Here is a 13,216-nt window from a genome sequence, read left to right as displayed (position 1 = left end):
GCCGCCGGGCGTTATGCTTCCGGTTCCATGAGCAGACGTTCAGAACTGCCCCCAGTCCGCCCGAAGGGCAAGAGCACCATCCGCTACAAGGTGGTCGAGACCAGTACCGTCACCGATGACCGGCTGGAGGAAATCCTCAATACGGTTACGGCCGAGGGGTGGCATTACGACTCGATCCAGTTTGTCCGGACCGAGGCGAGCAAGCGTCCAACAATGGCGTTTGTCCTGTTCAGCCGCGAGGTGGAGGCGGATAAGGAAGATTAGGCCGCCGCTCATTGACTCACCAGTCAATCGCGCCTATTCCCCGCTGACAGGGCCGTCAGCGGCGGCCCTGAATTGCTGACATCCAGTCAAGGTGAAGGAGTCCCCGTCATGCCCCGTCTGGTCCAGTTCAAGGAAGAGCACGAGCTTCTGCGCGAATCGTTCCGCAAATGGCTTCAGAAGGAAGTGGTTCCGTTCCACGACCAGTGGGAAAAGGCGGGTATTGCGCCGCGGGAGATCTGGAACAGCGCGGGGAAGAATGGCTTTCTCTGCCCGTGGCTGCCTGAGGAGTATGGCGGTGTGGACGCGGACTTCCTCTACTCGATCGTGATGACAGAGGAGTGCGCCGCGGCCCGTGTAACCGCACTCAGCCTTTCACTCCATAACGACATCGTGGGGCCGTACATCTTCCGGTCGGGAACACCGGAGCAGAAGAAAAAGTACCTGCCCAAGTGCGCGTCGGGCGAGATCGTGCTGGCTGTCGCCATGACCGAACCCAATACGGGTTCGGATCTCGCCTCGATCCAGACCACAGCCGTCCGCGACGGTGACCATTACATCATCAATGGCCAGAAGACGTTTATCTCCAGTGGCCAGCACTGCGACCTCATCGTCGTCGCGGCCAAGACCAACCCCAGGGCGAATCCCCCGCATGCGGGCATTTCGCTCATCCTGGTCGAGGCCAGCACTCCCGGTTTCAAGCGGGGCCGTAACCTGGAGAAGGTGGGCCTCCATGCCCAGGACACCTCCGAGATGTCGTTCGAGGACTGCCGCGTACCGGTGACGAACATACTCGGAACCGAGGGGTCGGGCTTCTATATCCTGATGAAGGAGCTCCAGCAGGAGCGGCTCATGGTCTGCGCGGGGGCGCAGTCAGGGGCGGAAGTGGCGCTGAAGGAGTCGCTCAAGTACGCACAGGAGCGGCAGGTGTTCGGAAAGCCCCTCTCGAAGTTCCAGCACAGCCAGTTCAAGCTGGCCGAGATGGCCACCAAGGTGGAGATCGGCCGTACGTTTGTGGACAAGCTGATTGTTGACCACATGGCGGGCAAGAACATTGTCAAGGAAGTGTCGATGGCGAAGTGGTGGATTACCGACATGCTCTGCCAGGTCGTGGATGACGGCGTGCAGCTCCACGGCGGATACGGCTACATGCTCGAATATCCGATCGCCAAGATGTACCAGGACGCACGCGTGCAGCGGATCTTTGCCGGCTCGAACGAGATCATGAAGGTGATCATCGCCAAGCAGATGGGACTCTAGCCCGGCCTAGTTCTGCATCAGGTTCTTGTAGTAGTCGCGGTTCTGGGGCGTGTACGCCTTCGGGGCGGGCTCTTTCATCGAGTTGATGATCTCGTCCTTGCTCGGGGCGCGGGCTTCTCCGGCGCCAGGGATTTCCACGTTCGGGTCGCTCTGCCAGATTCCATCCCCGCCCTCGCGGCCACGCGAGCGGCCGCCACCAGGCATCCCGCCGGATGCCATCCCACTGCGGCCGCCGCTCTGCATGCCGTTTTCCATCCGCTGCCGGGCCTGGCTGAGACCCTGGCGGATCGACTGCAGCCGGCTGCTGGCCGAAGCGGACGGGCTTAATGCCGCCTGTGGACGGCCCTGGCCGAGCTGACCGGATGACGTTCCCATTTCGCCCGCTGCGGAATCCATCTCGGGGCCGCTTTCGCCGGGAATCATGGGTGAACCTCCGGCCAGTTCCTTCAGTTGTTCGGCCAGTTCCTGTGCCTGCTTCTGGGCCCGCCCCTGCCGTTCGCCGAGCCGGTCTGACTGGCCTTGCCGTGCCTGGCGGCCGGGTTTCTGCTGGGCTGCTTCTGCCAGCTTTCTTTCGAGAAGCTGGGCGGCGTTCCGGATATGTTCGGAGGCCTTCTGCGCGTCGCCCCTGGGCCCGGGTTCTCCCGGCTCGCTCCCCTTTTCGCTCGTCCGCTGGGCGAGGTTGGCCGCTTCCCGCTCAAGGCCTTTCAGACTGGCCATCGCACCACCGAGATTCAGCGCCTCGAAGTCGTTTTTCGCGCTCTCGGCCTGCCGGGAGGCATTCGACAGCCGCTGGTTGAGCCGCTGCATCTGCTCATTCTGGAGTTCCTGCTGGATCTGCTGCAGCCGCGCCTGGTCGCCTTGCTGCCGGGCTTCCATCAGCTCGCGGAAAAGCTGCCGTTCGCGGTTCCCCTGCAGGCGGCCTGCGCTTTCCAGGTGACGGCTGGCGGCCTCGATACTTTGCCGTATCTGTTCCTGTTCTGCCTTGGTGAACGGGTTGTCGCTTTCGTTCCCGCGCAGCTTCTCGATTTCCTGGACGATTTCCTTCTGTTCCTTCTCCAGGGCGGCCACCTTCCGTTCCAGTTCCGTGAGCCTGCCCAGTTCCTTGAAGAATGCCTCACTGGCGAACGCCGACCGGGCGAGATCCATGTTGTCGAAGGTGTCGTCCAGCTGGTTGAGATAGTTCTCCAGCGCCGAGAGATCGTCGAACTGCTCGCCAGCAAGCTGGTCCGAGAGCTTTTCGAGTTCTTCCATCTCCTTCTTGCGCTCAGTCTTGTTCACGTATTCATCAGGAAGATCATCAAACCGCCGGGCGGCATCCATCATGGTCCGGCTCACGAGTTCCTTGAGCCGGTTGCTGAGTTTGCGGATCTGCTCCAGCAGTGCCTTGTCGCCGGTCTTGCGGTATTCATCGATCAGTTCCCGGATCCGGTTCTTGATCGCATCGATCTCCTCGCGGGGCCTCAGGGCCTCGTCAAGCCGCTGTTTTGAGATCAGTGTATCCAGAAAGAGGATGTGCTTTTCCAGCGGGGGCACCTGTTCGCCGGCCACTGACGTCAGGCTGCCGGCCGCTGCTGCGGGCGTGCCCGGAAGCTGCTTTGGAAACCCTATCCGGGTTCCGGCCTGTTCAAACCGGCGGGCCCCTTCGGACAGATCCTTGTAGATATTATCGAGCGCTTCGGTGGCGTTCTCGTCGGCCAGCGGATTATTCCGCATGGCAGTGACGGTTTCGTCGAGTGCTGTCACCACATCCTGCCCGCGCCGAACCAGCATCATGAAATCGGCCAGAACGGCTTCTGCCTGCGGGGAGTCCGAACGCGGGTAGGACTGGAGATTCCCGCCCAGCCAGTCGATCATTCCGGCGAGAATCCGCTCCTGGTTGTCGAGGATGGCGAGCAGTTCCCGTTCGTCGGCCCGGAGCAGGAGTCGTGCCTTGGGCGAAACACCGGTCTTGGGGCCGGATACGGTATCGTTGTCGAGCGCTTCGATGAAGAGCTCGACCTCTTCCTCTCCCGTGAGATCCACCGAACCGAGTTCCAGTTTGTATTCCCCGCCCGCACTGGAGGAACCCGGTTCAGGCGCGGGGAGTTCCCGGGTTTCATCGACCAGCCGCCCCTTCAGCCTCAGCTGGAGCTTCGTGAGGGCGTGGTCATCGAAGGCATGGTAGCGAACCGTGAACTCATCGCCGGGTTTCACTTTCCTCTCTCCGGCGGGTTCGGGCATCTCGACCCGTGGCGTGAGATCGTCGGTGACGGTGATCCGGAACGCCTGGGAGCGGCTCTCTCCGATCCGCCAGGGACGGCGATAGTAGAAATACAGGACGCCGCTGGTGCCGGTGATGAACTCGGCCTTGAGCGAACGGCTGCTGGTTACCTCCACGGCCGGCCTGGGTGAAGCGGGGCCGCTGGTGAACGCAGACCCGCCATCAGCGAACCCCATGCGGGCCGCGCGGACATTCTCCAGCGTACGGATATCCAGTATGACGCGGGTTCCCCGTATGGCCTCGATGGAACCGTCGCTTGCTTCGATGATGGTCGGTGGCAGGGCAAGATAGTCAGGGTAGTGCAGCTCGACCCGGACAGCGGCGATCTTGGCCGGATCGAACTGCGCACCGGTGGTTTCCAGCGCGGCCCTGATTTCCTGAACGGCCTGCCGGGGCTCACGGAAGGCGATCCATGCCCGGCGCGCCCGGAAAGAGTCAGCCAGAATGAGACTGCCGGCAATCAGAACGGGTGCCAGCGAGGCCAGTGCCAGCCATCCAACCTGTCTCCAGTTGTTGAGCCTCCCCATGCGGAGGCGTCCAGCCTCATGCGAGGCTCTTGCGAACTCCTCCGCGGCCAGTTCAAGGGAGATGCCTTCCGGCGGTTTCTGCTTGCCCGACAGCCAATGCTGAAACTCGATCGTATTCGAAAAGGCGCCACTCAGTTCCGGGTGGCGGTCCTCGATACGTCGGGCGATATCCCGGCTGGAAAACCGGTCGAGCAGGAACCACCAGATTGCCAGACCCGCACCGGCGCAGACCGTTATCCATGCCATTACCACCAGAAGCGGGAGCCCCAGCCGGGTGTCACGGGCATATGGGTAGGCCAGCAACAGGCCGGTTGCGGTCATGCCGGTTCCCATCATGAGGGCGAGGAATGTACGGACCAGCGCGGCACCCCTCAGGCGCCAGCGGGCTTCGTACAGAACCGCCCATACCGGCCACGGCACATGGGCTTCTGCATGGCGGGTGGGTCCCCGAGGGGGGGCGGTAGTTCCGGCTGCCGGTTCCTGATCCATATCGTCTTCTAGTGTTAGTGTGGCCTTTTCGTCCGGTTTCGTCGAACCCGATAAAGCCCGCGGCGACCGATTTCTTCCAGCACCCGGGCAGGTACCAGGTGGCTGGCATTCCTGCCAGTGGCGAGCGCCCGGCGTATCTTCGTGGAGGAGATATCCCCGAACTCCACGCTGCTGATCCAACTGATGCCCTTGCCGCCACCGAAGCCTGGGCGCCGGAAAAACACGACCTCGGCTTCTTTCTCAATACGGTCGAACCGGTGCCAGCGGCGGCGTTGGGCGATCACGTCCGCTCCGAAGGCGAGCGTGAAGTTCACATGGGGATGGAGGCGTTTCAGCTCCCGAAGGGTATTCAGGGTCAACGTTGGCTTGGGGAGGCGGTCTTCGATGGGAATCACCCTGACATTACGCATGAATCCGAATGCCGCACGGCACATGGCCATCCGGTCCGCGAAGGGAGCAAGCTGTTTTCCAAACGGATGGCCTGCACAGGGGATCACCCACACCTCGTCGAACGGTCCTGCGGCCAGATGGGCCACGGCCAGGACATGCGCAAAGTGCGGCGGATCAAAGCTGCCGCCAAACAGTGCAATCCGCCTTCCCGGCTTTTGCGATGGGGATGTTCTGGAGCTGGAGGGCATGACTATTTTGCCTCTACCGGCGAGATGCCGAGATAACGGGGCCTCACACTGTCCGGCCCGGACCACGCTCCGGCCCCGGCCTTCCGGTGAATGATCCGCGCAATGGCGGCGATGCCGGGGGCGTCAATATCTGCGGGCAGCGGGCCAAACACGGCACCGTTGCGGGAGTTCCAGCCCCGCCCGGCACGCAGCACATCCGGCGCGATGAACCGCCGGACTGTTGCTTCCGGATAGGCGCCCTCGGGCAACCGGGAGTCTGGCGTTCCGGCGGCATCATAGAGGGCCGCATAGAACTGGCCGATACGGGCATCTTCAAGACAGATTACCGGTTTCCCCTGGCCGGAAGCGGTTTCGGCCAGCGACTCGAATGTTCCGGCAGCCGCGAGTTTCAGGCCGAGCCCGGCCTGAAGTCCCAAGGCCGTGGACAGTCCGATCCGGAGCCCAGTGAAGCTGCCTGGCCCGTCCACGAACCCCACGGCTTCCAGGTCCGTTTTTTTCCATCCAGCCCCATCAAGAAGCCGGTCGACGATGGGGAGCAGCCGCTCGGACACCTGGCCCGGTTCGCGCTCCGCATACCGGGCTACGATTTGAGGGCCGTCGGCCAGCGCCGCGCTGAAGGTCCGTCCAGAGGTGTCGAAGACAAGCGTTTTCAGTTGACGAAGTTCCGTACGATGTCGTTGTAGAGGGCGATCACCATCAGGCCCAGGATGAACACGAGCCCGAACCCCTGCATGACTTCGCGCACACGGAGGCTGACCGGTTTGCGGTTCACTGCCTCCATGAGGAACATGACGATATGTCCGCCGTCGAGCACGGGGATGGGGAACAGGTTGACGATTCCGAGGTTGACGCTGATGAGAGCCACAAGACGCACAACCTGCGCGAGACTCTGCTCGGCCTGATGCCCGATCTGTTTGACGATCTCGATCGGCCCGCCCAGTTCCTTGGCCGAGCGCTGCTGCGTGATCATCTGGTAGAACACGCGGGGGATCATGGCCGACAGGTACAGGGTCTGCTGGACGGACGACCTTACGGCAGAGTCGAAGGACATCGGTGCGCCGCGGGTATAGCGGCTCACGTTGGGCTCGACGCCGATGAGGAAGGGGCCGTTCTCGCTGACCGCCCTGGGGCTCACGGCGATCTGAAGTGTCTCATTGCCCCGCCGGATGGTGAAATTGAGTTCGCGCCCGCCCGATCCGCGTACGATGGTGGCCATCTGGAAAAAGTAGTGAACTGGCTGGCCGTCAATGGCGATCACCTCGTCGTCCACCTTGAACCCGGCGGCCTGTGCGGCGGACTCAGCCGAGAACCGGCCGATACGCGCCTCGAACGGCTGGTAAATCCCCAGCCAGCTGAACTGGCCCATGTCGTCAGCCGGAGCGATCTGGGGTTTCTGGACAACGGCATCAAAGGTATTTTCGCCACGTTGAATCGTTAGTGGCACGGGGCCGGTCACCGCCCGTTCGGCGTAAAGGAGCACTTCCTCGTAATTGCGTGGCGTGCTGCCGTCGATCCTGACAATCCGGTCGCCAGCCTGGATGCCGGCCAGTTCGGCCGGCGAGCCGGTAGCAACACCGCCCGCTACCGGCTCGGGCAGGGGCGTTGCCATGTGGTAGCCGACGAAAAGGAGCAGTGCGAAGCCGATATTGAAAGCGGGGCCCGCCAGCGCAATGAGGATCCGCTGGGGAATCGACTTCTTGAGAAAACTGCGGCTGGGGTCCACGGGCGGCGGCGGCGGGGCTTCCGGTTCGGAACTTTCCGGCTTTTCGTCCTTCCCGTACCCCATGTTTTCGAGGCCCTTGGCCTCCTTGCCCTCGAACTCCTCGTAGGCGTCGCCGTGCATCTTCACGTATCCGCCGAGCGGGATGGCGCACAGGGCGTACTCGGTTTCGCCCCAGTTGAACCCGGCCAGTTTCGGGCCGAAGCCGATGGCGAACCGCTCAACCTTTACGCCGCACCACTTGGCCGCGAGGAAATGGCCGAGTTCATGAACGAAGATCAGGAAACCGATCGCCAGTATGCCTATCAATATAAAGAAGAAACTCATGCTGGAAACGAGTCTAGCCACGGCTCCAGCGGCGTCCAAGGCCAACAAGCGGCCCTGATCCATGAAAATTGCTCAATTCAGGGCGAAAACAGCCGGGTTGTTGGGCAGTTAGCTGGCCGGTTTCTCCGGTTTCAGCCAGAACACGATGCCAACCCCGGCTGCAAGCGTCAGCCACCCGAGACAGGCGACCAGCGTTCCGATGGAACGGAACAGCGCGGCGGTACGGTCCTGGAGGGGGTCGCCGGAGATTCCACCCGCCAGCAGGGTCAGGGCAGTGATGGTGTGGCGTGGCGCCCTGATGGTGCTCGATATCGCTTCAGCCGCGGACGAGAACCGTGTGACCGGCGAATACAGGTAACGGGACGGATCCAGCGCCACGCCAATGATCTTCTTCCGGATGGGCTGTCCGTTCCGGTCCAGGAACGGCTCACCCGCGGCGGTTTTCAGTTCGACATCCATCGGCGTGACGGTAACGGTGAATTCGCGGCCCACCCGCCGGACCTTCAGGTCAATGGGCCCGCTGGCGGCGGCTGTGATCTGTGCGAGCTGGGAGAAAAAATCGACCGGTTCACCACCGGCGGAGAGAATGACATCGCCCGGCAGCAGCCCCGCCAGATCGGCGGGATTCCGCGGCGCGATGGCGCCAATGACGGCCCGGTGGGGTGGATCGATGCCGGTCCAGTACAGGCTGTCCGGGTCTTCGTGCGGGAGCGGGGCGGGGCGGATCAGGGTACGCCGGTCGAGTGCGGTGCCCTCCCGGTACAGGGTCAGATAAAGCGGTTCGCCCACCTGGGCCGAACCGGCTATCTCCAGGAACTCCGTGAAGTTGGAAATCTCCCGGCCGTTGACTGCCGCGATGGCGTCGCCGGATATCAGCCCCGCCTGTGCGGCGGGGCTCCCGGGCTCGACGCCGCCCACGATGGCCGCGGGCGGGGCGAACGTGTAGCTGGTAAACCACAGCACCACGAAACCCGCGAACAGCACTGCCGATCCGGCTATGAGTCCACTCCAGCGGAACATGGGGATGAAGTCTAATGTTTCCTTGGCCTAAAGGGAGAGGGTAATTTTATAAGCCGTCGTCCAAATCACGGTTATGTAACCGGCTGGCAGCCCAGTCCATAATGGACGGATTGCGGGTATCGAGGTACCCCCGGACTTCCAGCATTTCGAGGGTTTCAATCAGGGTCCGTGCAAAACCGTTCTCGCGGGATTTTCCTGCCAGTTCGGCAGCACGGTCAACCAGCAGTCCCCGGCCTTCTGGGGCGGGAAGCCGGGTGAGGCGGGTTAGCAGCGTTCGTACCCGGAGAGCATGCGGTGGACCGGATTCGCGGGCGCGAGTCCAGTGTCGGACGGATTTAAGGAGTGGTTCGAGCGGCCGGGCAGTTCCACTTCCGGCCCATGCCTTCCAGACAGCCTGCCGCGGCGTCATGTGCCCGGACAGTGCGGAGAAAGCCGGCATCGTATGGGAAAAGGGCGTCTGGCCGGTATCGGGACGCGGATAAAACAGTTTATGGAATGTCCACGAAAGGGAGGCACCGGTCTGGCGGTTGATCGTGAAAAAACGGCGTCCGAGGTTGAGCCCGGCATCCACCAGTCCAGCTTCATCCATATTCACGGCGAGGCCGGGCAGACTCGCCGCAATCACCGAAGGCTGACCGGATGCTGGAGGCAGTGCCGCCAGCACCGCCACAAGGTCGCCGTTCTCCGGGCTTCCATCCAGAAAATCCCGGAGCTGGCGAATCCCGTGTCCATCGGGATCGGCCGCAATCCAGCGGGAGGCCACCAGGTCCATGCGCCCCAGTCCCGGCGCCTGTTCCCCGGAAACGAGGCGTCGGCCCACGTGCGAGAATGCCCGCTCGAGGTGGATCAGCCGGTCCTTCCGGAAGAACGGGTGCAGGCGCCCGGCGAGCTCGGCACCCGGCACCACATGATCCCGGTCCGGTGCCAGGAGGACTGCGCCGGACCTGAGCGAATGCTCGAAGGCCGTCAGCTGGTTCCTATTGCGGAGTTCCCACGATTTCTGCCGTTCGACGAACTGGTATAACTGCTCAGCCCCGTCCGTCTTGTACAAGGTGGCGAGGAGCGGGATTCCATGCGGGACCACACCAGAGTCTGAGAAGATGGTCAGCAGCCGGATTGCCGCATGGTGCTGACGCCTGAGCACCATCTGGCGGCCAAGACGCAGCAGGTCGGGCAGCAGCGGATGGGCGATGCTTGCCTCGATCACGTCGGTGTCGGACAGCAGTTCCTTGACGATCTCCGGTTCGCAGAAGTTGTCGCCTGTCCGCAGCACATGGATGAACTTCGGCATCAGCCTGGCCAGCTGGATTACTGTGTCGGGCTTGAAATAGGTGCTCGCCTCGAACAGTTCGGTAATGAAGTTGTCGGTCGGGAAGAGCTGCGGCAGCCCCGGCACGTTCAGCGGGACCACCTGGCTGGTGAACGGGATGGGAGCCCCGCAGTTGAGCGGGGAGTTTGCCACGGCGAAAAGCCGCATGAGCCGTTCGGCATCGGTGGGTCCGTTTGCAGGGAACGGATCGGCAGGCCGTTCGTTCTTCTTCGAGCTTTGCCAGAAGATGCGGCCAAGCTGCTGGCGGTCGTTATCGCTGATCGTGCCGAGGTAGTTCACGAAGTCGGCGATGGAGGAGGTGCCGTCGCTTCCTGCCTGCAACAGTTCGCCGATGGCGATGGCCATGCTTTCGGCATAGGTGCGCGAACGGTTGCGCCGGTCGGTTTCCCAGAGCATCTGGAGCAGCCGGACTGTCGCGGCCAGTACCGGTGCCGTGGGATTCCGTGGGTCGGATTCGAGAGAGGCTTTGGAGAGAACCCGGAGCAGGTGGATAAGGTCGCCACGGTCGATGGTTTCACGGAGCCATTCGGCATTGGCCTCAAGGTAGGGGGTATCCAGAATGCGTCCGAAGGCGCGGGCGGTTCGCGGATCAAGCAGCACCTCGAGTAGAACCCCGGCGAGCAACCGGAACGTCTCCCGGTCCCGCGTATCGGGGAGTTTCGCGACTGCTTCCAGATAGGTGTCAAAGAGGAGCCCCAGCGGCGCATCCCGGCCAGTCCCGAGTAGATTCCGGTAAACTGGTTCCAGCCGGTCGAACGGGGTGACGCCATCCGGTTCCGGTTTCGCCATTACCTGTCCCAGCCGGTCGAAGGCGGAGGCCAGCTCCCCTTCAGTTCCGGCCCTGGTCTGGGTCCAGAGTCCTGACCAGGCGGCACTGTCCAGCCGGGTGAGTATTTCGATCGCTGCCGAGGGCAGATCCAGGGCCGTGCGCCCACGGCCGAGGTCGACGGCCACCAGCCGGTCCAGTGCTGCAAACTGCACGGCAGATTGCGGCAGGAAGCCGTCGAGGGCAAAGGTCGCGTCCGCCAGGGGAACCCGCCTGCCCCGGAGGGTCTTGTCCGCCGGGCCTGATGGTGGCCGGGTCAGGCCGGCAAGCAAGGCTTCGGCATCTTCCCACCAGCCCCGTTTGCGGAAAACTGTCAGGGACCGGAGTACGGCGGCGAGCTCCCCCGACCGGGCCTGCTCGGCCAGCACCTGCGCCAGTTCATCGAGATCACCCGACAGGTCGGGATAGAAAGTACCGGCGGCGTCCCCGAGCAGCGTCAGGTTGCCAAGCAGGATGTCGGCCAGCAGGCCGGTCGCCACGAGGTCGGCCAGCATCGGCTGGATGAGATCGCGGCGGATCGGGGCAGTAGCGGCAGGGCGGGGATCGGTGGAGCCCCGGCGCCCAAGCGGCGGCGCGTCGTGGAGAATGACAGTCCGGCATGTCGAGGCGATGTTTCCGGCGGCATCAACGGCACGAAGACAGAGAACCCTGGAACCGCGGCCGTGTGCCCGGACTGCTACCGGTTTTTCGGCGGCAAGGGGCTTGCCGTCGAGTGTCCATTCGGTCCTGAAGCTGGAGACATCGTTTACTGACGCCACTGGCGTAACCGACTGCACCAGTTCTCCATCGAGGGGATTGATGATCGCCACCTGCGGCGGCTGCCGGTCCACAGTGAAGTTCCGGGTGATCTGCATCTGGTGGCCGGTGGCGCTGGTGACAGTGATGGCGAGATGGTTTCCGCCCTCATGGAGTTTCGCGGACGGCAGGATATCTGCCAGAGCCTGCGCGTTGGCCGGATTGCCAGACGGTGCGGGAAGCATGGCTTCGGTTAGCAGCGGTTCGCCATTCAGGAGAACGGAAAGCGACTTCCCCCGGAGACCATTCAGGCTGATGGGCACCTCAGCGCCGTAGGCGCGGCCTTCGAGGGGTTGGGCGAGTGTCGCCGACAGGGGAGAGTCGGAAGTTGCCTTGCCCCGCGTTTCTCCGGTGGCGCGCAGGAACCGCTTCGGATCGTCCCGGACATCGATCTTCTGCCGGAGCGACGCCCGGTTCCCGGCGGCATCATCAGCCGTGATTTCAAAATCATGGCGGCCCTCGGCCCGGACGAAATCGGCGCTGAACAGCCCCAGGAGTGATTGCACCGGATTGCCGCCAATGCGGACCGTGCTGCCGGGTTCCACCGTCCCGGTGATCCGGAACGAGGGAAGGGGCGTACGGCCATTTGCAGGTTCCAGGATCGTGAGGGCCGGGGCTATTCGGTCTATCGTGAATCTTGCCACACCTGTGGCCTCATTGCCTGCAAGGTCAGCGAGCCGGACAGGAATCGACTGTTCGCCTTCGGTAATTCCTGCGAGCAGGACTGCGGCGGTGTGGCCGTCGCGGATGACAGCGGGACTCTTGCCGATCACGGCCCCGAGCAGCGGTTCATTGGCCGTGCAGACCACTTCCACGGGATCGTTTTTCACCGGACCGGACGGCTGGCAGGAAAATGCCGGCGGCTCGCTGTCGCGGACCGTGGTCCAGTCGAGCCGGGTGATGTTCCCCGCTGGATCGGCGGCAAGGATGGTTATTTCGTTCCGGCCCGGAATAAGGGAGATGGCCGACTGATAGCGGCCGTTCTCGACGGGCGAGATGGTCTGGCCAATCAGTTCCACCCTCTCCAGCGGTTCGGACGCCTCGATGCTGACCATTACTTCGGCCTGGTTCGTGCGTCCCGGCAGCCCTGAAACCGTCAAAAACGGCGGGGTACGGTCCAGGATGAATACGGCATTTTTTTCGTACGTGAGGCCGGACGTTGTCAGGGCCTCAAGCCGGATTGTCTGAGGGCCGTCACCCGGCAGGACCACAGTACGGCTGAACCGGCTTCCATCCATCGGGACCGGATCGCCATTCAGCACGAGTGCCCGGACGCCCTCGGCCACCGTCCCCCTCAGTTCCTGCATGGCATTGCCGGTAAGGATTGGCTCATCGGAAATGTCCGCGAGGATGGCCCGGTCAGCGGGGATATTCCGGACAGACAGTTCACGCTCAGCCGTTTGTCCGTCTTTCAGTAATGCCCTGACGAATATCTTCAGGTCACCGGCGGGAACCGGAAAGGATGCGACGAACCGGCCGTCCGGCCAGGTTCGTGCCGGAGTCGACACGTCTCCGGCGGTGACGGTTATCTTTGATGCCGGTCTGGATACCACACCGGCCACAGTCAGGGTGCCGACGTCGAGCAAGCCCTCGCCCGTTGGGGCAAGAAGGGTAATCCTGGGAGGTTCAGCCCCGGCGGAAATAGCCGGGACCGCAAACTCGGAAGTGGTCTGGACAGGCTTCTCCGCGCAGGCGGGAAGAAGCAAAAAAAGAAGGGCGACGGGGGCCCCCATATGCTTCAGCAGGAAACTGCCCATGAAACC

The 13,216-nt window shown here is 63.1% G+C and carries 8 protein-coding genes; 2 read left to right on the top strand and 6 right to left on the bottom strand.

Translation table 11 applies throughout. From position 1 onward, the window contains the following. Positions 1-27 precede the first annotated feature (27 nt). Complete coding sequence (locus tag KIT79_12465; protein ID MCW5830114.1) at positions 28-264, top strand: DUF4177 domain-containing protein; 237 nt, start codon at positions 28-30, stop codon at positions 262-264. Positions 265-372: 108 nt separating this feature from the next. Beyond that, positions 373-1,521 carry an acyl-CoA dehydrogenase family protein gene (locus KIT79_12460; GenBank protein MCW5830113.1) on the top strand — a complete coding sequence of 383 codons (1,149 nt, stop codon included), beginning with the start codon at positions 373-375 and terminating at the stop codon, positions 1,519-1,521. 6 nt (positions 1,522-1,527) lie between these two features. Here the strand turns inward: KIT79_12460 and KIT79_12455 are convergent, their stop codons facing one another. The 6 genes from KIT79_12455 to KIT79_12430 all read right to left on the bottom strand — a co-directional run bounded on the left by KIT79_12455 (position 1,528) and on the right by KIT79_12430 (position 13,210). Next, on the bottom strand, positions 1,528-4,797 hold the full coding sequence (locus tag KIT79_12455; protein MCW5830112.1) for a hypothetical protein: 3,270 nt from the start codon (positions 4,795-4,797) through the stop codon (positions 1,528-1,530). A gap of 14 nt (positions 4,798-4,811) precedes the next feature. Next, on the bottom strand, positions 4,812-5,435 hold the full coding sequence (gene nadD / locus KIT79_12450; GenBank protein ID MCW5830111.1) for a nicotinate (nicotinamide) nucleotide adenylyltransferase: 624 nt from the start codon (positions 5,433-5,435) through the stop codon (positions 4,812-4,814). Positions 5,436-5,437: 2 nt separating this feature from the next. Next, a complete protein-coding gene (gene tsaB / locus KIT79_12445) occupies positions 5,438-6,088 on the bottom strand; it encodes a tRNA (adenosine(37)-N6)-threonylcarbamoyltransferase complex dimerization subunit type 1 TsaB (protein ID MCW5830110.1) in 651 nt (216 codons plus the stop codon). Beyond that, entirely contained in the window at positions 6,085-7,503 is a 1,419-nt protein-coding gene (rseP, locus tag KIT79_12440) for an RIP metalloprotease RseP (GenBank protein MCW5830109.1), read from the bottom strand. The genes tsaB and rseP overlap by 4 nt, the downstream gene beginning before the upstream one ends. A gap of 87 nt (positions 7,504-7,590) precedes the next feature. Next, on the bottom strand, positions 7,591-8,502 hold the full coding sequence (locus KIT79_12435; GenBank protein ID MCW5830108.1) for a PDZ domain-containing protein: 912 nt from the start codon (positions 8,500-8,502) through the stop codon (positions 7,591-7,593). A gap of 46 nt (positions 8,503-8,548) precedes the next feature. Continuing rightward, positions 8,549-13,210, bottom strand: a complete 4,662-nt coding sequence (locus KIT79_12430) for a hypothetical protein (GenBank protein ID MCW5830107.1) — start codon at positions 13,208-13,210, stop codon at positions 8,549-8,551. Positions 13,211-13,216 lie beyond the last annotated feature (6 nt).

Source organism: Deltaproteobacteria bacterium (assembly GCA_026129095.1).
Lineage (GTDB): Bacteria > JAGRBM01 > JAGRBM01 > JAGRBM01 > JAHCIT01 > JAHCIT01.
Note: the sequence above shows the minus strand (reverse complement) of the source record. Positions and strands in the feature narration are given on the sequence as shown.

What these genes read in the sequence shown, in the direction of transcription:
- KIT79_12465 (MCW5830114.1), top strand. Translation starts at nt 28, where the DNA reads ATGAGCAGACGTTCAGAACTGCCCCCAGTCCGCCCGAAGGGCAAGAGC.
- KIT79_12460 (MCW5830113.1), top strand. Translation starts at nt 373, where the DNA reads ATGCCCCGTCTGGTCCAGTTCAAGGAAGAGCACGAGCTTCTGCGCGAA.
- KIT79_12455 (MCW5830112.1), bottom strand. Translation starts at nt 4,797, where the DNA reads ATGGATCAGGAACCGGCAGCCGGAACTACCGCCCCCCCTCGGGGACCC.
- nadD (MCW5830111.1), bottom strand. Translation starts at nt 5,435, where the DNA reads ATGCCCTCCAGCTCCAGAACATCCCCATCGCAAAAGCCGGGAAGGCGG.
- KIT79_12435 (MCW5830108.1), bottom strand. Translation starts at nt 8,502, where the DNA reads ATGTTCCGCTGGAGTGGACTCATAGCCGGATCGGCAGTGCTGTTCGCG.
- KIT79_12430 (MCW5830107.1), bottom strand. Translation starts at nt 13,210, where the DNA reads ATGGGCAGTTTCCTGCTGAAGCATATGGGGGCCCCCGTCGCCCTTCTT.